Annotated in this window: 25 protein-coding genes; 20 read left to right on the forward strand and 5 right to left on the reverse strand. The window is 67.0% G+C overall.

Annotated elements, in window-relative coordinates; all coding sequences use genetic code 11:
* Positions 1–73 precede the first annotated feature (73 nt).
* The 6 genes from AC6CIE_RS07795 to AC6CIE_RS07820 all read left to right on the forward strand — a co-directional run bounded on the left by AC6CIE_RS07795 (position 74) and on the right by AC6CIE_RS07820 (position 6,052).
* The gene (locus AC6CIE_RS07795) at positions 74–427 is read left to right on the forward strand and encodes a YciI family protein (protein ID WP_056570518.1); all 354 of its coding nucleotides are present in this window, start codon (positions 74–76) and stop codon (positions 425–427) included.
* A gap of 143 nt (positions 428–570) precedes the next feature.
* Positions 571–984 carry a YciI family protein gene (locus tag AC6CIE_RS07800; protein WP_175121830.1) on the forward strand — a complete coding sequence of 138 codons (414 nt, stop codon included), beginning with the start codon at positions 571–573 and terminating at the stop codon, positions 982–984.
* Positions 985–1,025: 41 nt separating this feature from the next.
* Complete coding sequence (locus tag AC6CIE_RS07805) at positions 1,026–1,433, forward strand: VOC family protein (RefSeq protein ID WP_175121831.1); 408 nt, start codon at positions 1,026–1,028, stop codon at positions 1,431–1,433.
* The gene (locus tag AC6CIE_RS07810) at positions 1,430–2,728 is read left to right on the forward strand and encodes an RNA polymerase sigma factor (RefSeq protein ID WP_367352029.1); all 1,299 of its coding nucleotides are present in this window, start codon (positions 1,430–1,432) and stop codon (positions 2,726–2,728) included. Before AC6CIE_RS07805 ends, AC6CIE_RS07810 begins: the two co-directional genes overlap by 4 nt.
* Before the next feature lie 106 nt (positions 2,729–2,834).
* Positions 2,835–3,482 carry a TetR/AcrR family transcriptional regulator gene (locus AC6CIE_RS07815; RefSeq protein ID WP_498091885.1) on the forward strand — a complete coding sequence of 216 codons (648 nt, stop codon included), beginning with the start codon at positions 2,835–2,837 and terminating at the stop codon, positions 3,480–3,482.
* Positions 3,479–6,052 carry a PEP/pyruvate-binding domain-containing protein gene (locus tag AC6CIE_RS07820; protein WP_498091887.1) on the forward strand — a complete coding sequence of 858 codons (2,574 nt, stop codon included), beginning with the start codon at positions 3,479–3,481 and terminating at the stop codon, positions 6,050–6,052. Before AC6CIE_RS07815 ends, AC6CIE_RS07820 begins: the two co-directional genes overlap by 4 nt.
* A gap of 6 nt (positions 6,053–6,058) precedes the next feature.
* Here the strand turns inward: AC6CIE_RS07820 and AC6CIE_RS07825 are convergent, their stop codons facing one another.
* The gene (locus AC6CIE_RS07825) at positions 6,059–7,537 is read right to left on the reverse strand and encodes a sensor histidine kinase (protein ID WP_367352027.1); all 1,479 of its coding nucleotides are present in this window, start codon (positions 7,535–7,537) and stop codon (positions 6,059–6,061) included.
* Positions 7,534–8,253 carry a response regulator transcription factor gene (locus AC6CIE_RS07830; protein ID WP_056570500.1) on the reverse strand — a complete coding sequence of 240 codons (720 nt, stop codon included), beginning with the start codon at positions 8,251–8,253 and terminating at the stop codon, positions 7,534–7,536. Before AC6CIE_RS07830 ends, AC6CIE_RS07825 begins: the two co-directional genes overlap by 4 nt.
* 142 nt (positions 8,254–8,395) lie before the next feature.
* Here AC6CIE_RS07830 and AC6CIE_RS07835 point away from each other — a divergent pair, with 142 nt between their 5' ends.
* The 7 genes from AC6CIE_RS07835 (at position 8,396) to AC6CIE_RS07865 (ending at position 13,973) form a co-directional block, all read left to right on the forward strand.
* A complete protein-coding gene (locus tag AC6CIE_RS07835; RefSeq protein ID WP_498091888.1) occupies positions 8,396–9,115 on the forward strand; it encodes a cytochrome b/b6 domain-containing protein in 720 nt (239 codons plus the stop codon).
* 10 nt (positions 9,116–9,125) lie between these two features.
* Positions 9,126–9,914: a molybdopterin-dependent oxidoreductase gene (locus AC6CIE_RS07840; RefSeq protein WP_498091889.1), complete on the forward strand. Its 789-nt coding sequence runs from the start codon at positions 9,126–9,128 to the stop codon at positions 9,912–9,914.
* 40 nt (positions 9,915–9,954) lie between these two features.
* Entirely contained in the window at positions 9,955–10,281 is a 327-nt protein-coding gene (locus AC6CIE_RS07845; protein WP_498091891.1) for a pentapeptide MXKDX repeat protein, read from the forward strand.
* A gap of 60 nt (positions 10,282–10,341) precedes the next feature.
* A complete protein-coding gene (gene msrB / locus AC6CIE_RS07850) occupies positions 10,342–10,851 on the forward strand; it encodes a peptide-methionine (R)-S-oxide reductase MsrB (RefSeq protein WP_175136734.1) in 510 nt (169 codons plus the stop codon).
* 33 nt (positions 10,852–10,884) lie between these two features.
* Positions 10,885–11,604, forward strand: a complete 720-nt coding sequence (msrA, locus tag AC6CIE_RS07855) for a peptide-methionine (S)-S-oxide reductase MsrA (RefSeq protein WP_218343606.1) — start codon at positions 10,885–10,887, stop codon at positions 11,602–11,604.
* 185 nt (positions 11,605–11,789) lie between these two features.
* Positions 11,790–12,905: a GGDEF domain-containing protein gene (locus AC6CIE_RS07860; RefSeq protein WP_498091893.1), complete on the forward strand. Its 1,116-nt coding sequence runs from the start codon at positions 11,790–11,792 to the stop codon at positions 12,903–12,905.
* 12 nt (positions 12,906–12,917) lie between these two features.
* Positions 12,918–13,973, forward strand: coding sequence for an RNA methyltransferase (locus tag AC6CIE_RS07865; RefSeq protein WP_498091895.1), 1,056 nt, complete (start codon positions 12,918–12,920; stop codon positions 13,971–13,973).
* A 54-nt stretch (positions 13,974–14,027) separates the two neighbouring features.
* On the opposite strand, the gene AC6CIE_RS07870 is transcribed toward AC6CIE_RS07865, so the two are convergent.
* The gene (locus AC6CIE_RS07870) at positions 14,028–14,906 is read right to left on the reverse strand and encodes a LysR substrate-binding domain-containing protein (protein ID WP_498091896.1); all 879 of its coding nucleotides are present in this window, start codon (positions 14,904–14,906) and stop codon (positions 14,028–14,030) included.
* Positions 14,907–15,051: 145 nt separating this feature from the next.
* Between AC6CIE_RS07870 and AC6CIE_RS07875 the strand changes: the two genes are divergently transcribed.
* Together AC6CIE_RS07875 and AC6CIE_RS07880 are read left to right on the forward strand one after the other, a co-directional pair.
* The gene (locus AC6CIE_RS07875) at positions 15,052–15,447 is read left to right on the forward strand and encodes a RidA family protein (protein WP_175136739.1); all 396 of its coding nucleotides are present in this window, start codon (positions 15,052–15,054) and stop codon (positions 15,445–15,447) included.
* Position 15,448: 1 nt separating this feature from the next.
* Positions 15,449–16,600 (forward strand): NADH:flavin oxidoreductase, encoded by a 1,152-nt coding sequence (locus AC6CIE_RS07880; protein ID WP_498091898.1) that lies wholly within the window; start codon positions 15,449–15,451, stop codon positions 16,598–16,600.
* Between the two features lie 113 nt (positions 16,601–16,713).
* Here the strand turns inward: AC6CIE_RS07880 and AC6CIE_RS07885 are convergent, their stop codons facing one another.
* Together AC6CIE_RS07885 and AC6CIE_RS07890 are read right to left on the reverse strand one after the other, a co-directional pair.
* Positions 16,714–18,087, reverse strand: a complete 1,374-nt coding sequence (locus tag AC6CIE_RS07885; RefSeq protein ID WP_498091900.1) for an amidase — start codon at positions 18,085–18,087, stop codon at positions 16,714–16,716.
* Positions 18,088–18,144: 57 nt separating this feature from the next.
* Positions 18,145–19,098: a tripartite tricarboxylate transporter substrate binding protein gene (locus AC6CIE_RS07890; protein WP_498091902.1), complete on the reverse strand. Its 954-nt coding sequence runs from the start codon at positions 19,096–19,098 to the stop codon at positions 18,145–18,147.
* Positions 19,099–19,254: 156 nt separating this feature from the next.
* Here AC6CIE_RS07890 and AC6CIE_RS07895 point away from each other — a divergent pair, with 156 nt between their 5' ends.
* The 5 genes from AC6CIE_RS07895 (at position 19,255) to AC6CIE_RS07915 (ending at position 25,128) form a co-directional block, all read left to right on the forward strand.
* Positions 19,255–20,136 carry a LysR substrate-binding domain-containing protein gene (locus tag AC6CIE_RS07895; RefSeq protein ID WP_175136743.1) on the forward strand — a complete coding sequence of 294 codons (882 nt, stop codon included), beginning with the start codon at positions 19,255–19,257 and terminating at the stop codon, positions 20,134–20,136.
* A 175-nt stretch (positions 20,137–20,311) separates the two neighbouring features.
* The gene (locus AC6CIE_RS07900; protein ID WP_452000131.1) at positions 20,312–20,812 is read left to right on the forward strand and encodes a hypothetical protein; all 501 of its coding nucleotides are present in this window, start codon (positions 20,312–20,314) and stop codon (positions 20,810–20,812) included.
* A gap of 174 nt (positions 20,813–20,986) precedes the next feature.
* Entirely contained in the window at positions 20,987–21,493 is a 507-nt protein-coding gene (locus AC6CIE_RS07905) for a sigma-70 family RNA polymerase sigma factor (protein WP_175121851.1), read from the forward strand.
* Between the two features lie 47 nt (positions 21,494–21,540).
* The gene (locus AC6CIE_RS07910) at positions 21,541–22,575 is read left to right on the forward strand and encodes a FecR domain-containing protein (RefSeq protein ID WP_498091904.1); all 1,035 of its coding nucleotides are present in this window, start codon (positions 21,541–21,543) and stop codon (positions 22,573–22,575) included.
* A gap of 135 nt (positions 22,576–22,710) precedes the next feature.
* The gene (locus tag AC6CIE_RS07915; protein WP_498091906.1) at positions 22,711–25,128 is read left to right on the forward strand and encodes a TonB-dependent siderophore receptor; all 2,418 of its coding nucleotides are present in this window, start codon (positions 22,711–22,713) and stop codon (positions 25,126–25,128) included.
* Positions 25,129–25,177 lie beyond the last annotated feature (49 nt).

Consider the following 25,177-nt stretch of genomic DNA (forward strand, 5'->3'; position numbering starts at 1 on the left):
CCGACGCGGGGATCGGCGTTAACCTAGCGGACCCGCCGTTCGCGGCGACCGCAGTCCCCAAGCGGGAGTCCCCATGCCCTACATGCTGCTGATCGTTGAACCGGTGGGCCAGCGCGCCCAGCGCACGCCCGAGGAAGGCCGCGAGGCCTATGCGCAGATGGTGCGCTACGCCGAATCCCTGCAGTCGCGCGGCCTGCTCACGCGCGCCGAATCCCTCAAGTCCGATGCGGAAAGCGTGCGCCTGCGCGTGCGCGACGGGGAACGCCAACTGATGGACGGCCCCTACGCCGAGGCCAAGGAAATGATCGGCGGATTCTTCCTTCTGACCTGCGAGTCGCGCGAAGAAGCGTTGGCCCTGGCCGCCGAATGCCCGGCCGCGCAATGGGCCACGGTCGAAGTCCGGGAGTTGGGGCCCTGCTTCATGTAGGGCGAGGGCACGCGAGTCGGCGTGCCGCCGACTCAGTATTTACCCTGATCACCGCATGTTGTTGTCGATCTGGCGCGCTGCCGTTCGTCGTCTCTGTACAAGCGCCCCTTTCGGCCTTGCTATCCCTCCCCTGGAGACCTCAGATGCGATTCATGATCATCGTCCGGGCCACGCCCGACAGCGAAGCCGGCAAGATGCCGGACGACAGCCTGCTTGCCTCGATGGCGACCTATCACGAAGCCCTGGTCAAGGCCGGCGTGTTGCTGGACGCCAACGGCCTGCACCCGACGTCCAAAGGTTGGCGCGTGCGGTACGACGGCAGCGGCGAACGCAAGCTGCTTGACGGGCCGTTTGCCGAAACCAAGGAACTGATCGCCGGCTACACGATGATCCAGGTGCGTTCCCGGGAAGAGGCAATGCAATGGGCAATGCGCTTTCCGACCCCCTTCCCCGGGCAGGACTGCGAGATCGAGGTGCGCCAGGTATTCGAGCTGGACGACTTCGAGCCCAGCAAGGAAGTCGAGCGCTTCCGCCAGATGCCGACGCCGAACGTCTGATTTCCCTGCGCACCACCCCGAACAATCAAGCGAGACACGCCATGCACAAGCAGATCTTCGTCAACCTGCCCATCAACGACATGCAGAAGTCCCAGGCATTCTTCAAGAAACTGGGCTACAGCTTCAACCCCGACTTCACCAACGACCAGGGCGCCTGCATGGTCGTCGGCGACAACCTTTACGTGATGCTGCTGGTGAAGGATTTCTTCCAGAGCTTTACCGGCAAGCCGGTGGCGGACGCCACGCAGACCACGGAAGTGCTGGTCTGCCTGTCCTGCGAAAGCCGAGCCGAGATCGACGACCTGGTGGCGCGGGCCGTCGCCGCGGGCGGCACGGCGCCGCGCGCGCCGCAGGACCACGGCTTCATGTACGCGCACGGGTTCGAGGACCTGGATGGGCACATCTGGGAGTTCGCCTACATGGTTCCCGGCGAAGCGACCGGCGCATGACGCAGGCGGCCACGCATCGCGCCATCGAGGCGGTCTGGCGGATCGAGGCCGCCAGCGTCATCGCGGGGGTGGCGCGCCTGGTGCGCGACGTGGGGCTGGCCGAAGAGCTGGCCCAGGATGCGCTGGTTGCGGCGCTGGAGCGCTGGCCCCAGACGGGCGTGCCGGACAATCCCGGAGCATGGCTCATGACCACCGCCAAGAACCGTGCGCGTGACCGGCTTCGGCTGGATGCGCTGCACACCCGCAAGCACGAGCAGATCGGCCACGAGCTGGAAGCCTTGCAGGCCGACGTGGAGCCCGACTTCGTCGACGCGCTGGATGCGGCGCGCCAGGACGACATCGGCGACGATCTGCTGCGGCTGGTCTTCACCGCCTGCCATCCGCTGTTGTCCACCGAGGCCCGCGTGGCGCTGACGCTGCGCCTCTTGGGCGGGCTGACGACGGCCGAGATCGCGCGCGCGTTCCTGGCATCGGAATCGACCATCGCGCAGCGCATCGTGCGCGCCAAACGCACGCTGTCCGCCGCCAATGTGCCCTTCGAGGTGCCCTCGGCCGCCGACCGCGCGCCGCGTCTGGCCTCGGTGCTGGAAGTCATCTATCTGATCTTCAACGAAGGCTATTCCGCGACCTCGGGCGATGACTGGATGCGGCCGGGCCTGTGCGACGAAGCGCTGCGCCTGGGCCGCATTCTGGCGGAATTGACGCCGTCGGAGCCTGAGGTGCATGGTCTGGTCGCCCTGATGGAACTGCAGGCGTCGCGCCTGCATGCGCGCACCGATGCCGAGGGCCGGCCGGTGCTGCTGATGGAACAGGACCGTCGCCGCTGGGATCCGCTGCTGATCCGGCGCGGGCTGGCGGCGCTGGACCGGGCCGATGCGCTGGGCGGCGCGCGTGGGCCGTATGCGCTGCAGGCCGGCTTGGCTGCCTGTCACGCGCGGGCCCGTACGCCCGGGGAAACCGACTGGATGCGGATCGTGACGCTGTACGATGCGCTCGCCCAGGCGGCGCCGTCACCTGTGGTCGCGCTGAACCGCGCCGTCGCGATCGGCATGGCCTTCGGCCCGCAGGCCGGCCTGGATCTGGCTGACCAGTTGGCGTCGGAGCCCTCGCTGGCGAACTATCACTGGCTGCCCAGCGTGCGCGCCGACCTGCTGGCCAGGCTGGGCCGCAAGGCCGAAGCCCGCGCAGAATTCGAACGCGCGGCCGGCATGACCCGCAACGCCCGCGAACGCGAGCTGCTGCTGGCGCGCGCGCGGGAAATGTCCGGGGAAACGGGCGACGTCAGCGGCGATTGAGGGAGCCGGACGCTGCCTCGGGCCCGACCGCCTGGCGCCGTTTCAAAACACCAAATTATTAGACGACGTATAATTTTTAACGTCGTTTAATTATTTTGGTTTGATCATGCCCGACTCCCATCTCCTCCTGCCCGGCGCGGACCCCACCGACATCGGCCGCCGCGAACGCAAGCGCCAGCAGACGGTGGACCATCTGACACAGACCGCCTGGCGCCTGTTCGAAGCCCTCGGTTACGACGCCGTTACGATGGAGCAGATTGCCGCGCAGGCCGACGTGTCCAAGGGCACGCTCTACAACCACTTTCCCGTCAAGGAGGCGCTGCTGGCGCAACGCTTCCACGGCGAGCTGGCCGGGTCGCTGACGACGCTATGGCCCGCGCTTCAAGTCCTGCCCACCTTCGCCGAACGGCTGACGCGGCTGCTGCACGCATCGGCGGATTGGGCCGAATCGCACCGCGCTTACCTTGGCCCTTATCTGCGTTACCGCTTCGCCACCATGCAGGCGGGCACGCAGAACGACGAGCGCCATTCGCGTAGCGGCCTGCACCGTGTGTTTGCCGCGCTGATCCAGAACGCCCAGGCCGCCAATCAGGCCAGGTCCGACATGGACGCCGAACTGCTCGCCCATCATCTTCAGTTCCTTTACCTGGGTGCCCTGCTGCGCTGGCTGGACCAGCCCGGCGCGTCGCTTCAGCAGGAATTCGACGCCGCCATCACCCTGTTCGTGCACGGTATTGCCGGGAGCGCGGCATGACCGCCCTGGTGCTGGACTGGCCGGCCGCGGCGCAGGCCGGTCCGCAAGCGGCGGGCGGCAAGGGCTGGCAGTTGGGCCGCATGGCGCAATTTGGCGTGCCGGTGCCCGACGGCTTCGTGCTGGCGGCGCAGGCCAGCGCCGGGCACCGGCCCGGCCAGGACGTGCCGCCGGCCATCATGCAAGCGCTGCGCCAGGCGTTGCATGAACGCGGCTGGCTGGACCGTCCCCTTGCGTTGCGCTCGTCGGCGCCGCAAGAAGATTCCGCCGGCGCGTCATTCGCCGGCATCCATCTGTCCTGCCTTAACGTGCGCGGACCCGATGCCGCCGAGCAGGCGCTTGGACGTATCTGGGATTCGCTATGGACGCCGCAGGCGCAGGCTTACCGGCAGCGCCTTGGCCTGCCGATCGACGGCGCGGGCGGCATGGCGGTCGTCGTCATGCCGATGATCGAAGCACAGGCGTCGGGCATCGCCTTCACCCTCGACCCCGCCACGGGCCGCCACGACGAGATGGTCATCCACGCCAACTGGGGCCTGGGCGAATCGCTTGTGAACGGCGAGGCGGAAGGCGACGAATACCGCCTGCGCGAAGACTATCTGCGCCAAGCCTGGCCGGTCGTCTCGCGGCGCATCGGCGCGAAACGTCTCGCCACGCAGCCCGCCGCCAGCGGCGCAGGCACACAGTTGACCGACACGCCCGCCGCCCGCGCTGCGAAAGCCGTGCTGACCGACGCGCAGGCTGAGACGCTGGGCGACATTGCCCGCGACGCCGCCCGCGCATTGGACTACAGCGGCGCGGCGTACGACCTTGAATGGGCCTGGGACGGCGACCGGTTCTGGATCGTGCAGGCGCGCCCGGTGACCGCGTCGGCGCGCCACACCTATCCCGCGCTGCACGACCAGCCGGATTACTGGTCGCGCGGCAACACCCGCGAGGTCCTGCCGCAAGCCATGTCAGCCCTGGAATGGGACGCGGGCCGCGTCATGGCCCAGCGTATGCTGACCTGCGGCTTCGAGTTGAGCGGTTACCGCACGCTCCCCGGCGTGCCCCTCGCCGCACTGTTCCAGGGGCGCGCCTATCTGAATGCCTCGGTCATCCAATGGGTCGGCCATGACGCGCTGGGCGTCAGTCCGCGCGACATGAACGCGTTGCTGGGCGGCCCGCAGCCCGAGATCCTTGTGCCGCCGGTCACCGCCATGCAGCGGCTGCGGCACGGCCTGCGCATCGTGCGCTATCTGCGCCGGGCCGCGCCGCTGCGCCGCCAGGCCGCCACCGACCTGCCCGGGCTTCTGGCCCGCGCCCAGGATTGGCTGGATGCGCCGCTGCCCGCCTCCGACGCCGCGCTGGGCGCGCAGTTGCGCGAACAGTTCCAGACCGTCCTGGCCGCGGACCAATTGTTCTTCTTGCAGGGTTCAGGCGGCGGTGCGCTGTCCAAGCTGCTCGACATGGTGGAAAAAGCCGCGCCCGGCGAAGGCCACGCGCTGACCGCTGCGCTGATGGCGGGCGGCGATCCCAGCGTCACGGCGCAGCAGGGTTATGCGCTCATGGCGCTGGCGCAATTGGCCGAGCAGGACGCCGAGGCGCTCGCATGGCTGCGCGGGCCCAACCGCGACGATGCCGCGTGGGGAACGGCACTGCCCAAAGACAGTCCGTTCAGGAACGCCTTTGCCAACTTCCTGCATCGCTACGGCCACCGTGCCGTCTACGAGACCTACCTGCGCAATCCGCGCTGGCGCGAGGCGCCCGGTTATCTGCTGGACAGCATCCTGAACCTGATCGGCGCCGATCCCGCCGCCCTGCGCGCCCGTCAGGACGACGCCGCGCGGCAGGCATGGCAACGCGTGCGCCGCGCGTTGCCGTTCTGGCAGCGCCTGCTCGCCGCCAAGCTGCTCGCGGCATCCCGCCTGGAAGGCAACCAGCGCGAGGCCGCGCGCAGTGTGCTCGTGGCGTATCTGGCCGCGGCCCGCAAGCACGCGCTGGAATTGGGACGGCGCAACGCTGGCCCGGACGGACTCGCGAACGCCGACGACATCTTTCATCTGAACGCGGCCGAGCTCTTTGCGCTGGCGGATGGCCGGATGGATGCCTCTGCGCTGGGACGGCGCGCCGCGGCCCGGCGGGCGCAATTGCAGGACTGGACCGCGCTGCCGGACCTTGACGTCATCACCGAATTCGCAAGCCAGATTACGCCGCCGTCCCAGCCGCAACCCCGGTCCGGAGCGGCCGCATCGCAAGATTCGTGGCGCGGCACCCCGGTGGCGGGCGGACGCGCACGCGGCCGCGCGTTCGTGGCGCGCACGCCGGACGAAGGCCTGTCCATGCCCGCCGGCGGCATTCTGGTCGCGGCGTCTTCCGACCCCGCGTGGACGCCCCTTTTCCTGCGCGCGGGCGCTGTCGTGATGGAAGTCGGCGGATATCTGTCGCACGCCGCCATCGTGGCACGCGAATTCGGCGTGCCGGCCGTCGTCAGCGTCCACGGGGTTCTGCATGGGGTCGCCACCGGCGACATGCTGGAAGTCGATGCCGTGAAAGGCGTAGTCACCCGGCTGCGGGAGGAGGCCCCGGACTGAACCCGCCTACCCTTGCGTCGCCGTCGCCAGTTCGAACTGAAACACCGCCCCGCCCCCTGCTGCGTCCACCAGCCGGATTTCGCTCTGGTGCAGCTGCAGAATCCGCTGCACGATGACCAGTCCCAGTCCGCCGGCCTCGCCCGGCCCGCGGTTCAGCGCCGACGCCCGCGTGAACAGCCCGGCGCGCAACGCCTGCGGAATGCCCGTCCCCGAATCGCTGACCTGCACCTGCACCCGGTTGCGCGACAGGCCAAGCTGCAATGCAATCTGTCCGCCCGGCGGGCTATGCCGGATCGCGTTATCCAGCAGGTTCGTCAGCACGCGTTCGATCAGCCCCAGGTCCGCGCGCACCGGCGGCAGCGCCTGCGCAATGTCCGTGGTCAGATGCTGCTGACGCGCCTCGGCCGCCAGCTCGAACTTCTGCATCACGTCCTGCACCAGTTCCGGCAGCGAAAACGTCTCGGGTTCCAGGCGCACCAGGCCAGACTCCAGCCGCGCCAGTTCGAAGAGTTCCTGCGCCAGCCGGCCGACCTTGCGGCTTTGCGCCAGCGCGATGTCCAGATAGCGGCGGCGTTCGGCGGGATCAAGCGCCTCATCCTTTAAACGCAGCGTTTCCAGATAGCCATGCAGCGACGTCAGCGGCGTGCGCAGGTCGTGCGAAATATTGGCGACCAGATCGCGGCGCTGCTGGTCCTGCCGCGTCAGCTCGCGCCACTGATCCGAGATCCGCCGGCCCATCTGCGCAAACGTGCGCCGCAGCACCGCGATCTCGTCGCCGTTGCGCGCCGATTGGTCCGCCGGCTGTTCCAGCGCGGCCAGCGCCTGGCCGTCGTCGCCGTCAAAGGCGCGCACCGCTCGCGTCAGCGACCGCAACGGCCGCGTGATGAGCGCAAACGCCGCCAGCCCCGCCACCAGCCCCAGCAAGGCCACCAGCGCAATCGACCACAGCGTCGTGCGCAGCACCGACGTGCGCGACACGTCCATCGCCAGCGCATCATGCGCCTGGCCCTGCAACACCACGTAGACATACCCCTGTTCGCGGCCATCCACGCGCACCGGCGCCGCGCTGAACACCTTTTGCGCGTCAAGGCTGCGCGGATCGTCCCCCGTGATGGGCAGCATGCCGCCGGCCAGCAGCCGCTTGACCGGCGCCAGGTCGACGCGATCACGCTTGATCTGCCCGGGCGGCGCGGCGTCGCCGACGATACGGCCATCGTTGGACAGCAGATAGACCTCGACCGCCGGGTTCACCGTCATCAGCATGTCGAACATCGAGCGCACGGCATCCGGCTTCCAGCCGCCCGCATCCATCAGTTCGGTGGACCCCGCGATGTGCTGCGCCAGGCCGCTGGACAGCCGCTGCACGACCTCCTGCTCGTAGCGCGAGTTGGCCGCGATCTGCAGCCACGCGGACGCGCCGCAGCACGCCAACAGCAGCAGCGCAAAGACGCCGGACAGGCGCTGGGTCAACGTGAATCGCTTCATGGCTGCACCCCGGGCGCCGCCGCGAACTTGTAGCCGCGGCCCCAGACCGTCAGGATGCGCTGCGGGTTGGACGGGTCGGCCTCGATCTTGGTGCGCAGCCGGTTGATGTGGGTGTTGACCGTGTGCTCATAGCCTTCGTGCTGATAGCCCCACACCTGATTCAGCAGGTCCATGCGCGAAAACACCTTGTCCGGATGCCGCGCAAAGAAATGCAGCAGATCGAACTCGCGCGGCGTCAGGTCCAGCCGGCGGGCGTCGACATCGACCGTGCGGGCGATCGGATCGATCGACACGCCATGCACGGCCAGGCTGCCGGCGTCCTGGCGCGCATTACGTTCGATGGCATCACTGCGGCGCAGCAGCGCCCGCACGCGCGCCACCAGCTCCAGCATCGAGAACGGCTTGGCCAGATAGTCGTCCGCGCCCAGTTCCAGGCCCAGGATGCGGTGCACCTCGCTGGAGCGGGCGCTGGTGATGATGATGGGGATGTAGCGCGCCATCGCGCGCGCCCGCTTGCAGATTTCCAGGCCGTCGATGCCGGGCAGCATCAGGTCCAGCACCAGCGCGTCCCAGCCGCCTTCTTCAAGCAGGCGCATGCCCTCGTTGCCGTCGGCCGCGTGCTCGACCGCGTAGCCCTCGTCGCGCAGATGCAGGCGCAGCAGTTCCGCGATGTGGGCGTCGTCTTCAACTATCAGTACGCGGCGGGGCGTATCCATGGGGCAACCTGGGGCGTGATCAATGCGCCTATTGTCGCCAATCGGCGCGGGGCAAAGTTAACGATTAATTTAACTTTGCGTGAGGACTTCGGTATGGGCCAGGAGGAAGAATGCCTCCATCGACAGCCCACCGGAGACCGCCATGCTGGCCCGACCCGCCCTCAACAATACGCCGCTTGCCCCGCCGGTGTCCGCGCTGTCGCCCGCTGCGCCACCGTCCACCGCCGCCGAGTCCGACGCGAAAAAACGGACCAGCCAGCCGGCGCCTCCGGCTATTTCTCCCGTCATCCATCCCCGCTGGCTGCGCGTGACGCACTGGTTGAACGCGTTGGCCGTCGTCGTCATGGTCATGAGCGGCTGGCGCATCTACAACGCCGCGCCATTCTTTGATTTCACCTTTCCCAACGGCATCACGCTGGGCGGGTGGCTGGGCGGCGCGCTGCAATGGCACTTTGCCGGCATGTGGCTGCTGTTTGCCAATGGCCTGCTCTACCTGGCGCTGAACGTCGCCACCGGCCGCCTGTGGCGCAAATTCCTGCCGGTCAGCCCTGGCGGCGTAGCGCGCGACCTGCTGGCCGCGCTGCGCGGCAGGCTCTCGCACGCCGACCCGCGCCGCTACAACCACGTCCAGCGCCTGGCCTACCTCTTCGTGATGGCCGACATCGCCGTGCTGATCCTGTCCGGACTCGTGCTGTGGAAGTCCGTGCAATTCGACCTGCTGCGCGACCTGATGGGCGGCTATGAAGCCGCACGGCGCGTGCATTTCTTCGCGATGGCCCTGCTGGCCGGCTTCGTCGCCGTGCACCTGGCGATGGTCGCCCTGGTGCCCCGCAGCCTGCTCACCATGATCCGCGGCAAATAAGGAACCTCGCATGTCTGAAAAACGCCGCCTTTTCTTGGGTCTGGACGCCCCCGCCATCCTGCGCGAAGCCGGAAAGCTGCTGGACAAGCGCGTCGAGCAGCCCTCGCGCCGCGCCTTTCTGCGCCGCGGTTTGACGCTGGGCGGCCTGGCCATGCTGTCCGGGTGCTCGCTGTCCGACGACGAAAGCGTCGAACAGGCGCTCTCGGCCGTCTCCCGCTTCAACGACCGCGTGCAGGGCTGGATCTTCGACCCGGCCAAGCTCGCGCCGACCTATCCCGAATCCATGATCACCCGGCCGTTTCCCTTCAATGCCTTCTACGGCATCGACGACGTGCCCCAGGTGGACGAGGCATCGTTCCGGCTAGAGGTCACCGGCATGGTGGCCGACAAGCGCGGCTGGCGGCTGGACGAACTGCGCGCCATGGCGCAAGTCGATCAAGTCACGCGGCACATCTGCGTCGAAGGCTGGAGCGCCATCGGCAAATGGGGCGGCGTGCCGTTCTCGGCATTCCTCAAGCGCGTGGGCGCCGACCTGTCGGCCAAATACGTCGGCTTCAAGTGCGCCGACGACTACTACACCAGCATCGACATGCCCACCGCGCTGCACCCGCAGACCATCCTGGCCCTCACGTACGACGGCCGGACGCTGCCCCCCGAATACGGCTTCCCCATGAAGCTGCGCATGCCCACCAAGCTTGGCTACAAGAACCCCAAGCACATCCAGGCGATTTTCGTCACCAACACCTACCCGGGCGGTTACTGGGAGGACCAGGGCTACAACTGGTTCGGCGGCAGCTAGGTGATTTCCCGCTTTTTTTCACTATCAAAAGGAACGCATCATGAACAAACTCACCACCGCCGCATTGTCCGTGTGCCTGGCCCTCGGCGCCACGGCCGCTTACGCTGCCGACACCATGGGCAAGGAAGGCATGAGCAAAAGCGGCATGTCCAAGGAAGCGCCGGCGCAGGACGGGATGAAGAAGGACGGCATGTCGCACGACGGCATGAAGAAGGATTCGATGTCGCGCGATGGCATGTCCAAGGGGTCGATGTCGAAGGATTCCAAGTCCCGGGATTCGATGTCGAAAGGGTCGATGTCCAAGGACGGCATGTCGAAAGGCGGCATGTCGAAGGACGGGATGAGCAAGGACGGCATGCAGAAGTAACGCTCGCGCCGGGGCCGCGCCCGCCGGCCCCCGGCTCGAACCATTCGCACGGAACTCGCCATGAACCTCACACGCAGACATTTCCTTGGCCTGGGCGGCGCCGCGGCAGCCGCCGTGGGCATCGCCCCGCTGCTGGTCACGCGCAGCGGCCCGGCACAAGCCGCCACGCCCGCGGCCAGCTTTCCCTACACCCTCACCGACGCCCAATGGCAAGAGCGCCTGACGCGCGAGCAATACCAGGTGCTGCGCCGCGACGGCACGGAACGGCCGTACTCAAGCCCGCTCAACGACGAACACCGCAACGGCACCTTCGCCTGCGCGGGCTGCGAACACCCCTTGTTCTCGTCGTCCACCAAGTTCGATAGCGGCACCGGCTGGCCCAGCTTTTGGCAGCCCCTGCCCGGCGCCGTCGGCGAGACCCGCGACCGCAGCTTCGGGATGACCCGCACCGCCGTGCATTGCGCCAACTGCGGCGGCCACCTGGGACACGTGTTCGACGACGGACCTCGACCCACCGGCCTGCGCTACTGCATGAACGGCGTGGCCATGACCTTCGCCCCGCAAGCCTGATCCGCCACCGCATCGCTACAAGGACCCGACATCATGTCCAAGCACCCCACCCTCCGCCGTCTCTGCGCCGCACTTGCCACTGCGGGCGGCCTGATCGCCTCGACTGCTGCGTCCGCCGCCGAACGCGCCTTCATCATCCCCCCGCCCGCTGCGGAGCAGCCCGCTAATGCTTCCGCGGCGCCCGCCACACAGGAGAAAGCCGTCATTGCCGGCGGCTGCTTCTGGGGCGTGCAGGCGGTCTTCCAACACGTCAAGGGCGTCAGCAACGCCGTCTCGGGCTACGCCGGCGGCCAGGCCAACACCGCCAACTACAACGCGGTCAGCAGCGGCCGGACCGGCCATGCGGAAGCGGTGGAAATCACCTATGACCCCGAACAGGTCAGCTACGGGCAACTGTTGCAGATCTATTTCTCGGTCGCGCATGATCCCACCCAGCTCAACCGCCAGGGGCCGGATCACGGCACGCAATACCGATCCGCCGTGTTTCCCGCCAACGACAGCCAGCGCAAGGTGGCCGAGGCCTATATCGCGCAGTTGAACAAATCGGGGGTGTATCCGAAGCCGCTGGCAACCACCATCGAACCGCTGCAGGCGTTTTATCCGGCTGAGGACTATCACCAGGACTATCTGGTGCGCAATCCGAACAGCATGTACATCGTGATCAACGATGTGCCCAAGGTGGAGAACCTGGCGAAGACGTTTCCGGATGCATGGCGGGACAAGCCGGTGCTGGTGAGCGCGAAGGACAGATAGCGCTGGGGGGAAGCGCAGGCGCCCCGGGCCGGCCCTATCGTAAACTTCAGCCACTTTGGGATACGGAGGGCGGCCTGCGGAGGTCGCCCTTCGGACACCGTTAACTCTCGAAATTTGGCCCGCGCGCAAGACGCGCCGCCGCTTCGCCCGAGGCCCCGATGGTAGGTTCGCAAGTCCGAGTGACGTTGTCATTGATCGCGCCAGCACTGCTGCTGATCTTCGGACTTACCTTCCTTGCCATCTGGTTCTTCTTCCAGCGCAAACGCTTCCTGCTGCACCTTGCCGCAGGCTGTATGACATTTGCCTGTGGGGCGATTTCACAAGTCCTGTACGTGCCCCGCGACACGGGTCTCAATGCGCTCGTCTCGGGTTTTCTATACACGGCTGCAGGATGTCTGGTGGTGCAGGGCGTTCTCGATCGCGCACGCATTCGCGTGCCCTGGGCCGCATTTGGCCTGTATGCGGCGGCCATCATGGGCGCGCTCTGGTACTTCTTCTATATCGATCGCAACCTGCTTGTCCGCGTTTATGTGCTGAATGCGGGCTTCGGATTGCTGTTCTGCTTTGCCGCGTGGCGCATGCGGCGATCTTCGCGTCAGCGTCCGGTCGACAAGGCGCTTTTCTTTGTCGTGTTGCTTTTCGGCCTGCATTTTCTGCCGCGCACACTGCTGAGTATGGGGACGCTGGCGCCACAAGGCGCCCTTGCCTTTGCCGACTCGCCGTTTTGGCAGATGTTGCAGCTTTCGCTTGCGGTATTCAGCGTCGCGCTGGCGCTCACGCTGCTGGTTGCGATCGCCGTCGACGCCATTGACGAGGTCCGCAAGGAAGGCGACAAGGATTGGCTGACCGGCGTCTATAACCGGCGGGGCTTCGAAGCGCGCGTCCGATCGCACATATCGAATGGCAACGCTGCGGTGGCGCTCATCGTCTGCGATGTCGACAACTTCAAACGCATCAACGACCTGCATGGCCACCAAAGCGGAGACAACGTGCTCAGGCAAGTGGCCAAGGCCCTCAACGACGCGGTGCGCAAGCACGACGTGCTCGGGCGCATTGGCGGCGAGGAATTCGGCATCTTCCTGCCGGCCACCGAGCCGCCCGAGGCCCTGCGCTGCGCGGAGCGCCTGCGCGCAGCCGTTGAACAGAGCGTGCGGGATCCGAGCGACGAAGCGCCAGTCACGATCAGCGCGGGCGTGGCGCACACGGATCGCGCCGAGTCCTGGGAGGTCATGTATCGGCGGGCTGACGCCAAACTGTATCAAGCCAAGCGGGCGGGCCGGAACCGGGTCGAGGCAGAGTAAAATCCGCCCCCCATGCGCTTTTCCGACTTCACCCATCGTCTCGCCGCTCTTGGCGCCCTGCCCGTTCACCGTGGGCGGGTCGTGCGCGTCTGGTTGAACGGGCAAGCGCTCGACACCGGCACCCGGCGGCGTAGCCCCGAACACTTCCTGCCTCTGGCTCTACGTGACGCCATCCCCGAGGTGACGGCGGAACTGGACGGTCTTGCCCGGATCCGCTCCGAACACGCGGGCAGCGACGGCTCGCGATTGCTTGTCGAACTGGCCGACGGGCAGATGGTGGAAAGCGTGCTGTTGCCGCGCGATGGCCTGTGCGTTTCCACGCAGGTTGGCTGTGCGGTCGGCTGCCGCTTCTGCATGACCGGCAAGAGCGGGCTGATCCGTCAGGTCACGAGCATGGAAATCCTTGCCCAGGTCGTGCTGGCGCGGCGTCAGCGTGCGGTGAAGAAGGTTGTCTTCATGGGCATGGGCGAACCCGCGCACAACCTGGACAATGTGCTCGAAGCCATCGACCTGCTCGGCACGGAAGGCAATATCGGCCACAAGAACCTCGTGTTCTCGACCGTGGGCGATCAGCGGGTGTTCGACGCCCTGCCGAAACAACGCGTCAAACCGGCGCTGGCGCTGTCGCTGCACACGACCAAGGCCGACCTGCGCGCACAGCTGCTGCCGCGCGCGCCAAAAATCGCGCCTGAAGCCCTGATTGAACTGGGCGAGCAATACGCTCGCGACACGGATTACCCGATCCAGTATCAATGGACGCTGCTCAAGGGCATCAACGACGGCGACGACGAACTCGATGCCGTCGTACGTCTGCTCAAGGGCAAGTACGGTGTGCTGAACGTCATCCCGTTCAATAGCCTCGAGGGCGATGACTACCAGCGCCCTGATGCCGAGCGCATCCGCCAGATCGTCCGCCATCTGCACGGCCGTGGCGTCCTGGCCAAGGTCAGGAACAGCGCCGGGCAGGACGTGGACGGCGGCTGTGGCCAGTTGCGCGCGCGTGCTGTGGGCGCGGCGCAGGTGGTTGAGCTGCGCCGCAAGCCGGCGTCAGTTGCCCACGCAACATAAATCCTTGCGCGCGCCTGCGACACGCTCCACGCAAGTCAGGCCGGAAAGGGGCCTTCACACCTGCGCCCGCAGCCACCCCGCCACCGCCTGCACGGCCACCGACGCGTCCCGCTCCCCAAACATCGCCAGGTGATACGTATGCCCCTCGATCTCGGGCCCGAACGGCTGCACCAGATGCCCTGCCCGCAGCTCATCGTCCACCAGCGCCAGGCTGACCAACGCAATTCCGTGCCCCGCCACCGCCGCCTGTATGGCGTGCCCTTCATCTGAAAACCGCAACTGCCCGGCCTCGGGCGGCAGCGGACGCCCGGCCAGCGCAAACCAGCGCTCCCACGTCGGGTTTTCGGGTTGCGCGCGTTTCCAGTCGAAGCGGATCAGCGGCACCCGCGCCAGATCGTCCGGCGAGACAACGCCCAGGCGCGGATTGGCGACCGGTCCGAATCGATCGGTGAACAACGGCTGCGTCACCAGCCCGGGATACGGACCCCGCCCATACCGGATCGCGATATCAACCGAGGACGAGCGCAGATCGACAAGGTCGTCGCTCGCCTGCAATTGCAGGTCGATGTCGGGATGCTGGCGGCGGAAATCGGCCATGCGCGGCACCAGCCACTTCACGGTGAAGGCATTGGTGGCCGAGATGCTGACCTGCGCCCGCGTGCGCTGTTGCGTCAGCCGCGCCAAGGTCGCCTCGAACTTGTCGAAGCCGTCGCGCAGCACGGGATATAGCTGCGACCCGGTTTCGGTCAACGTGACCTTGCGCACCTGGCGATCGAACAGCGCGAGACCCGTCCCGGCTTCAAGCGCGCGGATCTGATGACTGACGGCAGTCGGGGTGACGGCAAGTTCCTCGGCGGCGGCCTTGAAGCTGCCCAGACGGGCGGCGGCTTCGAAGGCGCGCAGCGCAGAGAGCGGAAGGGATCGGCGTTGCATGGGCGGCTGCCTATGGATGAATTTTTCTCGTCTTATAGCTGACAAACGAACCTTTGTCACCGATTCGTCACCACCCTACATTGTCTTCACTCACCGGCACCCCACTCCCCCAATCCCGCCGGCCATAGATGAAGGAATTCGCATCATGCTCAAACAAGTCATCACGCAGCCCGACAACTACGCGCCTTTCCTGCTGTCGCAAGGCATCCAGTTCGGCAATCTGCTCTTCATTTCGGGTCAGGCAGGCGCCGCCGACGACGGGAAGATCGTGGACGGCGGCTTTCTGGCGCAAGGCGAGCAAGCCTTCCAGAACCTGCGCCGCGCACTGGAAGCCGGCGGTTCCAGCTTGAAAGACGTCATCAAGGTCACGATCTTTGTCACCGACATGGGGCATTTCGACGACGTGGTGGCGCTGCGCCGCAAGTTCTTCTCGGCGCCCTACCCAGCCGACACCATTGCCGAAATCAAGGCCCTGTACGATCCGGCCGCGATGATCGAGATCGAAGCCATCGCGGCGGTCCGCCAACCGGAGGGCCAGTGACATGACCACGCTCGACAATCGTCTGCAGACCGACGCGCCGACGCTTCCCGCCATGCTGTTCAAGCCGCTGCGCGTGGGCGCGCTGAACCTGCCCAACCGGCTGGCCGTCGCGCCCATGACACGCGTCAGCGCCACGGCGGACGGCCGAGCCACGGCGCAGATGGCCGACTACTACGAGGCTTTCGCCGCTGGCGGCTTTGGCCTGGTGATCACCGAAGGCATCTATACGGACAAGGCGCATGCGCAGGGCTACCTGTTCCAGCCCGGTCTGGCGGACGATGCGCAGCGTGAGGCATGGCGACCCGTGGTGGATCGTGTGCATGCGCGGGGTGGACGCATCATTGCGCAGCTGATGCATGCGGGCGCGCTGTCGCAGGGCAATCCGCATCGGTCCCGGACCAAGGGACCTTCGGCCGTGCAGCCGGCGGGACAGCAGATGACCTTCTACCGCGGCCAAGGGCCTTACCGGATGCCGGAAGCGATGACGATCGATGAGATTGCCGAGGCGGTCGACGGCTTTGCGCAGGCGGCGCGCCGGGCGCAGGCGGCGGGATTCGACGGCGTGGAGATACACGGCGCCAACGGCTATCTGCTTGATCAGTTCCTCACTGCCCACACCAACCTGCGCGAGGATCGCTACGGCGGCAGCGTGGAAAACCGCCTGCGTCTGACCTTGGACGTGATCCAGGCGGTGCGGCAGTCGACGACAGCGGACTTTGTCGTGGGCGTGCGCAGTTCGCAGGGCAAGGTCAACGACTTCACCCACAAGTGGACGGGCGGCCAGGACGAGGCCGCGCGGATCTTCAGCACGTTGGGCACGCAGCCCGTCGATTACCTGCACACCACCGAGTTCGAGGCCTGGCGCCCCGCATTCGGCGAGGCCGGTCCAAGCCTGGCGGCGCTGGCGCGCAAGCATGTCCCGGTGCCGGTGCTGGCCAATGGTTCGTTGCATGACGCCACGCGGGCCGAAGGCCTGATCGCCCGGGAGGAGGCGGACTTCGTTTCGTTGGGACGCGGCGCGCTCACGCATGCCGACTGGCCGGTCAGACTGCGCACCGGCCAGCCACAGCAGGAATTCGACCGGGGCCTGCTTGCGCCGATTGCCGACCTGGACAACGCGGTCCGCCATCGCGCGCAGGCTCGGGCTGCGTGATCAGCCGGCGAGATCCCGTGGACGAGATCAGTCGGCGAGACAGGTCGGCGTGATCAATCGCTCACGCCGGCCGGGTCTGCTTGCCGCGCCGACCCGGCCCGGCCGGCAGCGGCTCAGCGCGCAGGCCGCAATGACTGATGGATCCACGTCCCGATGCCGGTGATCGCGGCATCGCCATGCGCCATCCCCATCACCTGCAACCCCAGCGGCAAGCCATCGACGGCCATCAGCGGCACGTTGATCGCGGGCGCGCCCAGCAGTGACGACGCGCACGCAAAGGAAACGTCGCCCGTCGGGTATTTGCTGTCGCGGATGTCCGCCGCGATGGGCGCCGCGCCGCAGGCATTCAGGCTGACGAGCGCATCGCACTGCGTGGCCAGCGCCGCCAGGCACTGGCGCGCGTGTTCACGCAGCAGCAGGCATTCGCGGTACTCGGCCAGCGTCATGCCGCGGCCGCTTTCCAGTTGCCGCACCAGGCTGGGACCCAGCGTGTTCGGATGGTTGGCGACCAGATTGGCCAATGACCAGCGCTGCTCCCACGAGATCAGCCGCAGCGACAGGGGCGCCGCTTGCGAGATGGCGCGCTCCAGCGCGTCGACCAGCAGCGAATCGCCGCGCCGGAGGATCGTCACGCCCTGCCCGGACAGCTTGTCCAGGCTGGCCTCGAACGCCGCACGGGCATTTGGTTCCGCGCGCGCCCAGCCCTCCGTTTCCAGCGCGACCAGCCGCGTGGGCTTTTGGGCTGCCGGCGGATGCAGCGGACCATACAGGCCCGGATGTCCCGGGTCGCCGCCCGCGCGCTGGGCGATTTCAGCGGCCGCCGTCCACATGTCCTCGACGGAATTGGCGTGGATGCCGATATGGGCCTGGCTCAGCCCGAGCCGCTCGCCGCGATTGAGCGCGCCGAAGGTCGGCTTCAAGGCCCAGTTGCCGTTGTAGCTGGCGGGCCGCAGGACGGAGCCCACGAGCTGCGAGCCGATGGCCATGGGCACCATATTGGCGCCCACGACGGCGGCCGACCCGCTGGACGAGCCGCCCGGCGTGCGGCGGGGATCAAACGGATTGGTCGTCGGACCGGGGTCGAGAAACCCCAGCGCCGTGGTGACCGTCTTGCCAAGAATGATCGCGCCGGCATCGCGCAGCGCGCGCACGACGGCGCTGTCGTTCTTGGGGAAGTTGCCGTCAAAGGCGGCGCAGCCCATCTGCGTCGGCATGTCGCGCGTTTCGATCAGGTCCTTGATGCCAACGGGCATGCCGTCGATTGCCGAAAGCGGACGGCCGTCTCGGTAGCGCTGGGCGCTGGCGTCGGCCGCGGCGCGCGCGCCCTCCTCGTTCAGGACGACCCAGCCCTTGAGCTGGCCCTCCCGCGTGGCGATCACCTCCAGGCAGCGTTCCAGGTAGTCCCGTGGCGTGTCGCGGCGGTCGGCAAAGTTGGCGCGGGCGTCATGAAACGTCAGCGCGGTGTGGGTGCTGGGATCGTAGGTCAAGGTGTGGCTCCGGTGGTCTTATTCGCGGCATTAATTCGCTGCATTTATTCGCTGCATTTATTCGCTGCTTTTGATGCCGAGGCTCCGAATCAATGCGCTCCATCGGGCATATTCGGCGCGGAAGAACGTATCGAATTCGGCCGGCGTGCCCGGCTGCACCAGCAGATTGATGCCCTTTAAGCGCTCCTGGATCGCGGGTTCGGCCAGCACCTCGTTCAGGTCGCGGTTGATCTTCAGCTTGATGTCGTCGGGAAGGCCGGCGGGCGCAAACAGTCCGTACCAGGCCTCCAGGCGCAGGCCGGGCAAGCCGGCTTCGGGCGCATCGGGCACGGCGGGCAGCGCTTCCAGACGCTGCGGCGACGCCACGGCGTAGGCGTTGAGCTTGCCGCCTTTCACATGGTTGATGACGTTGCCCGACGCGAACTGCACCAGAAGATCGACCTCGCCACCGATAGCGGCCATCGAGGCTTCGAGCGCGCCCCGGTAAGGCACGTGCATCACGTCCACACCGGCCTCGCGCTTGAAGATCTCGGTGAACAGCTGCAGCGACGAACCTGAGCCGTTGGACGCGTAGGTGTACTTGCCCGGTTCGGCGCGGAAGCGTTTGATCAGCGTGGCCAGATCGGCATCGTCGATGCCGGGCCGGGTCAGGACCAGGACCGGCAGGCTGCCGATCTTGCCGATGCGCGCCAGGCCATTTTCGACATCCAGCTTGGCATTCGGATTCAAGGCGGGCAGCGTGGCCAGTTCGTTGAAGGTCAGCATCAAGGTGTAGCCATCGGGCTTCGCGCGGGCCACGTAGTCGGCGCCGATGAGGGTGCCCGCGCCCGGCTTGTTCTCCACCACGACGGCTTGGCCCCAGCGCTGCGCAAGCCGCGGGCCGATGAGGCGGGCAAGGATGTCGGCGGTGCCGCCGGGCGTGGTCGGCACCACGATGCTGACGGGCCGCTGCGGATAGTCGGCCGCCGCCACAGTTCCGGCCAGCGCCGCGGCGCCGCAGAGGGCAGCCATTCCAATCCGTCGAACCAACGTTCTGAACATGAATTTCCCCTTGTGCTGTTCTTGGCCGCGAACTCAGGCGGCCGTGCCATCTTGGGCGCTTGCGGGGCGGGGTTCAAACGACTTTATCTATGGCACACTTAACTTTTTGTTAACCGAACCGCCGCGATGACCGCCCTGCCTCCGCTCAATGCGCTGCGCTGTTTCGAGGTCGTCGGCCGCCTGGGCAGCATCACCAGCGCGGCCGAGGAACTCAGCGTGACGCCCGCCGCCGTCAGCCGGCAGATCCGCCTGCTGGAGGAACACCTGGGGCTCCGCCTGTTCCTGCGCCAGCACCGCCGCATCGTGCTGACCACCATGGGCGCGGGGTATCACGCCGATATCGCGCGGCTGTTCGGCGGGCTGCAGCGCGCAACGTCCGAACTGGGCGAGCGCTCGCGCCGGCGCCAGTTCGTCATCAAGGCGCCGCACAGCGTGGCCATGCGCTGGCTGCTTCCGCGCCTTTCCGGATTTCACCGCCAATATCCCGACATCGACGTCAAGCTCCACACCGCCGTGGACCCGCCGGATTTCGAGCGCGAGGAAGTCGACGCCGGCATCTGCATGGGCGACGGGCGCTGGCGGGGCCTCGTCAGCTACAAGCTGATGGTCAATGAATTGCTGCCGGTCTGCATCCCCGACAAATGCGCCCGGCTGCGCACACCCGCCGACCTGAAAGGCGAGATCCTGCTGCATACGCTGGCCCGGCCCGACTACTGGGAGATCTGGCTGCGGGCGGCCGGCCTGACAGAGATCGATGTATCGCGCGGTTTGCGCTACGAGTCGTCCGCGCTGGCGTACGAGGCCGCGTTGGAAGGGTATGGCGTGGCCATCGCGCAAAAGCCGCTGGTGCAGAAGGAACTGGACGAAGGCCGGCTGGTTGCGCCGTTCGGCCTGACCGTGGATCTGGGCGCGCAAAGCTATTACTTCGTGCTGCCACCCGAGGATTACCGCAGGCCGTCGCCGGAACTCACGCAGTTTCGCGCCTGGGCCGCGTCGTGCGCGATCTAGCGGGCGCGGCAGGGCGTAGCGTACGGGCGCAATCGCCGCGCCGCGCCCCGGCCTGCGTGACAACCGTGCCACCCGTGCCGCCCGCCCTGCCCGCGCAGTAGGCTACAGTGCAGGGTCGCCCTCAAGGCCCGCGGCGTCATCGCCGCGCATCAACGAATTCAGGAGCAGTACCGCAGTGAACGACACTTCCACGCCGGACACCGGCATTTCCGACGCACCCAAGGAACAGGAAGCTAGGCTCTGGCGCGACGACGGCTGGACCGCGCGCGTCATCAAGAACGAAGACGACGACGGCTGGGCCGTCGAAATGACGCTGGACGGACAGGCCGAGCCCGCGCTGGTCGGCCCGTGGACCATGGGCCGCGACAAGAAGAACCCCAAGCCGCTCGACGCGCCGGCCTTCCACACCCTGGTCAAGACGGCCAACGAAGTCCTGCGCCGCCACGAGCAGCAATTGCACGCCACGCTGCACAAAAGCGTGAAGATCGACACCGACGAAGGTCGCCTGACCATCAAGCTGGACATCGTGCCCGACGAGGACGAGCCCTATGCCACGCTCAGCGCCTACGACGAATTCGGCGATCAGCTCGCGCAGATCCGCGTGCCGCCGACGTACAAGCTGAACGTGCAGCGGGCGTCGGAATGGGCGGCGGGCGGCTTCGCCAGGCAGAGCTGATATTCCCGGCCTGTGAAGACTCCGCCCGAGCACGCGCCACAGCGTGCTCAAGCGGGCGGCTGCCGGGTAGTGAGCTGCCGCTTGTCGTCACATCGCGGCTTCTCTTAGAATGCGGATGATTCTCATTTTTCACGGTGCCGGGATTCTCCAGCCCCGCGACGCGCTGGAGGCAGAATGTCCGCGACTGAGTTTGCAGTGCCGCAACAGGGCATCGATGTCCTGTACGCGAATCACCATGGCTGGCTGAAAGGATGGCTGCGGCGGCGGCTGGGAAATTCATCCGATGCTGCCGATCTTGCGCACGACACCTTCATGCGCCTGCTGGTCCGCGGCGACACCGTCGAGGTGCGCGAGCCGCGCGCGCTGCTCACCACCGTGGCCCAAGGCGTGGTGTCCAATTTCATGCGGCGCCGCAGGATCGAAGAAGCCTACCTGGCCACCCTGGCCGACCTGCCCGAGCTTGAAACGCCCGGCCCCGAAACGCGCGCCATCCTGCTTGAAACCCTGGTCGAACTGGACCGCCGCCTGGATACGTTGGCCGCTCCCGTGCGCCGGGCGTTCCTGCTGTCTCAGTTGGAAGGCATGAAGCAGGCCGACATCGCCGCCACGCTGAACGTCTCCCTGGCCACCGTGCAGCGCTATATCGCTAAGGCCGCGCACCTTTGCTTCTTCGGCGCCTGAGCATCGGCACGGCCGCAGCCGCCTGTATCAAGAACGCCCCCTTACCCATGCCCAACTCGCCCGCGGACTCAAGCCCGACGGCCTTCCCCCAGCTTGAGGGCCCGCCATTGCCCGCCAGCGTCAGTCTGCGCGCCGTGGACTGGCTGGTCGCCCTGCAGGCGCCCGACGCCAGCGACGCCACGCGCGAGGCCTGCCGGCGCTGGCGCGAGGCAGACCCCGACCACGAGCGCGCCTGGCGGCACATCGAGACCTTTGGCCAGCAGTTGCGCGGATTGAACACGCCGCTCGTACGCGGCGCGCTGACGCGCGAGGGCCGGAACCGTCCCGCGCGGCGCCAGGCCGTCAAGGCGCTGGCGGTGGCGCTGTTTGCCGGCGGCGGCGCCTGGCTGGCGCGCGATAACCTGTGGCGCGGCTGGCTGGACTGGCAGTCCGATCACCACACTGCAGCCGGAGAACGCACGAGCATCCTGCTGGCCGACGCCAGCCGCATCGACCTGGACACGGCAAGCGCCATCGATGTCCGGTTTGACGGCTCGCAGCGCCTGGTCCGCCTGCTGCACGGCCAGATCCTGATCGCCACCGCGCCCGACCCGGCATCCCGGGCAGGGCGCCCTGCCCGTCCTTTTCTGGTGGAAACGGCGCAAGGCCGCGTACGCGCCCTGGGCACACGCTACAGCGTGCGCCAGTTCCCTGGCCGCAGCCACGTCGCGGTGTTCGAGGGCGCCGTGGAGATCCGCCCCGAACACCAGGCGGATGCGCCGCGCGTCATTCACGCGGGCGAACAGGCGTCGTTCACCCGCGACGCCGTCGGCGCCACGCGGGTGGCGGACCCGCGCGATGCGTCATGGTCCGTGGGCATGCTGGTCGCGCAGGACATGCCGCTGTCCGACTTCATTGCGGAGCTTGCCCGTTATGTGCCCGGCCGGCTGGCCTGCGACCCCGCTGCCGGCCGCCTGAAGGTCTCGGGCATCTATCCGCTGGACGACACCGACCGGGTGCTGGACATGCTGCGCCGGACGCATCCGATCGAGGTCGACCAGGTGACGCGCTATTGGATCACCGTGCGCCTGCGTGACGCCTAGCGCCGCGCAGGCCGCCTCGACTCGCCGCGCTATTCATCGACCCCAAAAATTTTTCGCGCCAACATGAGGGGTTTCCGTTTCCCAAGTGGCAAACCTAATAGAAGCCACATTTTTTCACCGGAAACCGGACCTATCATGCCCCCCCGTCAGTCTCGGCGCGCCGCGCGCCTCATCGCACGCAATACCCTCGCGCTGGCGGCAAGCCGCGCCCTCTGGCTCACGGCATCGGGCATCGCCCTGTCGGCCGGAACGGATGCCGTACAAGCCCAGACCCAGGCCCAGACCAGCGCGAAAAGCTACGCGATCGCCGCCGGATCGCTGGAAAGCGCCCTGACCCGCTACGCTCTCGAAAGCGGGTTGATGTTGTCCTATTCGGCCACCGACATCGCGGGCAAGCGCAGTCCCGGCTTGCAGGGCACTTTTGACGCGCCCGAGGCGCTGGCCAGGCTGCTGGCCGGCACCGGACTGGCTGCCCGGCCACAGCCGAATGGCGGCTACATCCTGCGTCCGGTGCCCGGCAGTCAGCCGGGCCAGGACGCCGCGCAGACCCTGCCCGCGGTGACGGTGACGGGCGTTGCCGAGGAATCCGCTTTCGGCCCGGTGCAAGGATTTGTGGCCCGGCGCAGCGCAACCGCCACCAAGACGGACACGGCGCTGCACGAAACGCCCCAGTCCGTATCGGTGATTCCGCGCGACCAGGTTGTCGCGCAGGCGGCGGACTCGCTGGACCAGGCACTGGGCTACACCGCCAGCGTCCAGTCGCTGGAAGGCGGGGCGCTCAGGCACATCGGCACGGGTTTTACGATCCGTGGCTTCAACGTGACCGGCGCGGCTCCGTTGTACCTGAACGGCACCAAGTTCCCCATCAACTCGCTCAGTGGCGCCATCGAGCCCTACAACTTCGAACGCATCGAGCTGCTGAAGGGGCCGGCCTCGATCCTGTACGGCCAGGCCGCACCCGGCGGCATCATCAACCTGGTCAGCAAGCGCCCCACGGCGGAGCCGCTGCGCGAGCTCGAATTGCAGACCGGAAGCTGGAACAAGAAGCAAATTGCGATGGACCTGGGCGGTCCGGTCACCGAGGACGGCAATGTCCGCTATCGCCTGACCGGACTGGCGCGCAACAGCGACAGCATGGTCGACTACATCAACAACGACCGCACCTCGCTGGCCGGCGCGCTGGAGTGGCAGATCAGCGATGCCACGCTGATCACGTTCCTGGCCAGCTACAGCCGCACCGATAGCCCGTACGATGTGGGCAAACCCCTGGAAGGCACCCTGCTGCCCAACCCCAACGGCCGCATTTCGCGCTCGCGCTTCGTTGGCGAACCGGACTTCGACCGCTATGTCACAAAGGGCGCCACGCTAGGCTACCTGCTCGAACACAAGCTGAACGACGACTGGAAGGTGCGCCAGAATCTGCTGACCTACAAGCAGCGGGCCGACAATCAGTACGCCGGGGTGGACACGCGCGTGGACGCATCGGACCCGGCCCTGGCCACCCGCTATGCCCTGACGCGGTACGACACCGACAAGGGTCTGGCCGTGGACAACCAGTTGCTGGGCAAGCTGCGCCACGGCAGCTTTGAACACACGCTGCTGTTCGGCATCGACTGGAGCAAGAACGAGTTCTCGCGCGCCCAGAAATCCGGCTCCATCGCGCCGCTGAACCTGTACCACCCCGTCTATGGCGCCCGACCGGACCTCGGCCCCACCGGTTATGGCGAAGACAGCACGCGCCAACTGGGCTTCTACGCGCAGGACCAGATCAAGTTCAACGAACGCTGGATCGCGCTGCTGGGCGGGCGCTACGACTCCGTGCGTACCGAGTCGACCCCGGGCACGGGCGCACAGAACTCCCACGCCGTCACGCCGCGCGTCGGCCTGATGTATCTGTTCGACAACGGCTTGGCACCCTACTACAGCTACAGCAAGTCGTTCCAACCCGTGACGGGACTGGACTTCGCCGCCAATCCCTTCAAGCCGACCACGGGTGTGCAGCACGAGATCGGATTGAAGTACGAACCCAAGGGCGTAGATGCGTCGATCACGTTCGCGCTCTACGAAATCACCCAACGCAATGTCCTGACCAGCGACCCCAATCACGTGGGCTTCCTGGTGCAGACAGGCGAAGTCCGCTCGAAAGGCGCGGAAATCGAGGCCCGGGCCAGCCTGAACCGGCAACTGGACCTGGTGGCCGCCCTGGCAACGACGGACGCGCGCGTGGTCAAAAGCCATTTCGGCAACGAAGGAGCGCGGCCCGAATCGGTTCCTCGCAACATGGCATCGCTCTGGATGGACTACCGGTTTTCGTCCGTGCCGGGCCTGAGCGCGGGCGTGGGCGTGCGCTATGTGGGCCGCCAGGAAATCAACGAAATGCCGATACCGTCGTACACCACGTATGACGCCGCAGTGCGCTATCAACTGGACAAGTGGCAGTTCGCGCTGAACGTGAAGAACCTGGCCAACAAGACCTACGTGGCCGCGTGCCCCTACACCTGCTATTACGGCGACGAGCGCAACATCACGCTGACGGCGCGCGTCAATTGGTAGGCCGCGTTCGTGTGGTAAACCGGGATCCGCGCCGCCCCGCTGCCTGCCC

Source organism: Achromobacter sp. GQ309 (genome assembly GCF_059759315.1).

Bases quoted from the DNA above. Each gene is read 5' to 3' on its own strand.
- AC6CIE_RS07795 (WP_056570518.1), top strand. From the start codon at position 74: ATGCCCTACATGCTGCTGATCGTTGAACCGGTGGGCCAGCGCGCCCAG.
- AC6CIE_RS07800 (WP_175121830.1), top strand. From the start codon at position 571: ATGCGATTCATGATCATCGTCCGGGCCACGCCCGACAGCGAAGCCGGC.
- AC6CIE_RS07805 (WP_175121831.1), top strand. From the start codon at position 1,026: ATGCACAAGCAGATCTTCGTCAACCTGCCCATCAACGACATGCAGAAG.
- AC6CIE_RS07810 (WP_367352029.1), top strand. From the start codon at position 1,430: ATGACGCAGGCGGCCACGCATCGCGCCATCGAGGCGGTCTGGCGGATC.
- AC6CIE_RS07815 (WP_498091885.1), top strand. From the start codon at position 2,835: ATGCCCGACTCCCATCTCCTCCTGCCCGGCGCGGACCCCACCGACATC.
- AC6CIE_RS07820 (WP_498091887.1), top strand. From the start codon at position 3,479: ATGACCGCCCTGGTGCTGGACTGGCCGGCCGCGGCGCAGGCCGGTCCG.
- AC6CIE_RS07825 (WP_367352027.1), bottom strand. From the start codon at position 7,537: ATGAAGCGATTCACGTTGACCCAGCGCCTGTCCGGCGTCTTTGCGCTG.
- AC6CIE_RS07830 (WP_056570500.1), bottom strand. From the start codon at position 8,253: ATGGATACGCCCCGCCGCGTACTGATAGTTGAAGACGACGCCCACATC.
- AC6CIE_RS07835 (WP_498091888.1), top strand. From the start codon at position 8,396: ATGCTGGCCCGACCCGCCCTCAACAATACGCCGCTTGCCCCGCCGGTG.
- AC6CIE_RS07840 (WP_498091889.1), top strand. From the start codon at position 9,126: ATGTCTGAAAAACGCCGCCTTTTCTTGGGTCTGGACGCCCCCGCCATC.
- AC6CIE_RS07845 (WP_498091891.1), top strand. From the start codon at position 9,955: ATGAACAAACTCACCACCGCCGCATTGTCCGTGTGCCTGGCCCTCGGC.
- msrB (WP_175136734.1), top strand. From the start codon at position 10,342: ATGAACCTCACACGCAGACATTTCCTTGGCCTGGGCGGCGCCGCGGCA.
- msrA (WP_218343606.1), top strand. From the start codon at position 10,885: ATGTCCAAGCACCCCACCCTCCGCCGTCTCTGCGCCGCACTTGCCACT.
- AC6CIE_RS07865 (WP_498091895.1), top strand. From the start codon at position 12,918: ATGCGCTTTTCCGACTTCACCCATCGTCTCGCCGCTCTTGGCGCCCTG.
- AC6CIE_RS07870 (WP_498091896.1), bottom strand. From the start codon at position 14,906: ATGCAACGCCGATCCCTTCCGCTCTCTGCGCTGCGCGCCTTCGAAGCC.
- AC6CIE_RS07875 (WP_175136739.1), top strand. From the start codon at position 15,052: ATGCTCAAACAAGTCATCACGCAGCCCGACAACTACGCGCCTTTCCTG.
- AC6CIE_RS07880 (WP_498091898.1), top strand. From the start codon at position 15,449: ATGACCACGCTCGACAATCGTCTGCAGACCGACGCGCCGACGCTTCCC.
- AC6CIE_RS07890 (WP_498091902.1), bottom strand. From the start codon at position 19,098: ATGGCTGCCCTCTGCGGCGCCGCGGCGCTGGCCGGAACTGTGGCGGCG.
- AC6CIE_RS07895 (WP_175136743.1), top strand. From the start codon at position 19,255: ATGACCGCCCTGCCTCCGCTCAATGCGCTGCGCTGTTTCGAGGTCGTC.
- AC6CIE_RS07905 (WP_175121851.1), top strand. From the start codon at position 20,987: ATGTCCGCGACTGAGTTTGCAGTGCCGCAACAGGGCATCGATGTCCTG.
- AC6CIE_RS07910 (WP_498091904.1), top strand. From the start codon at position 21,541: ATGCCCAACTCGCCCGCGGACTCAAGCCCGACGGCCTTCCCCCAGCTT.
- AC6CIE_RS07915 (WP_498091906.1), top strand. From the start codon at position 22,711: ATGCCCCCCCGTCAGTCTCGGCGCGCCGCGCGCCTCATCGCACGCAAT.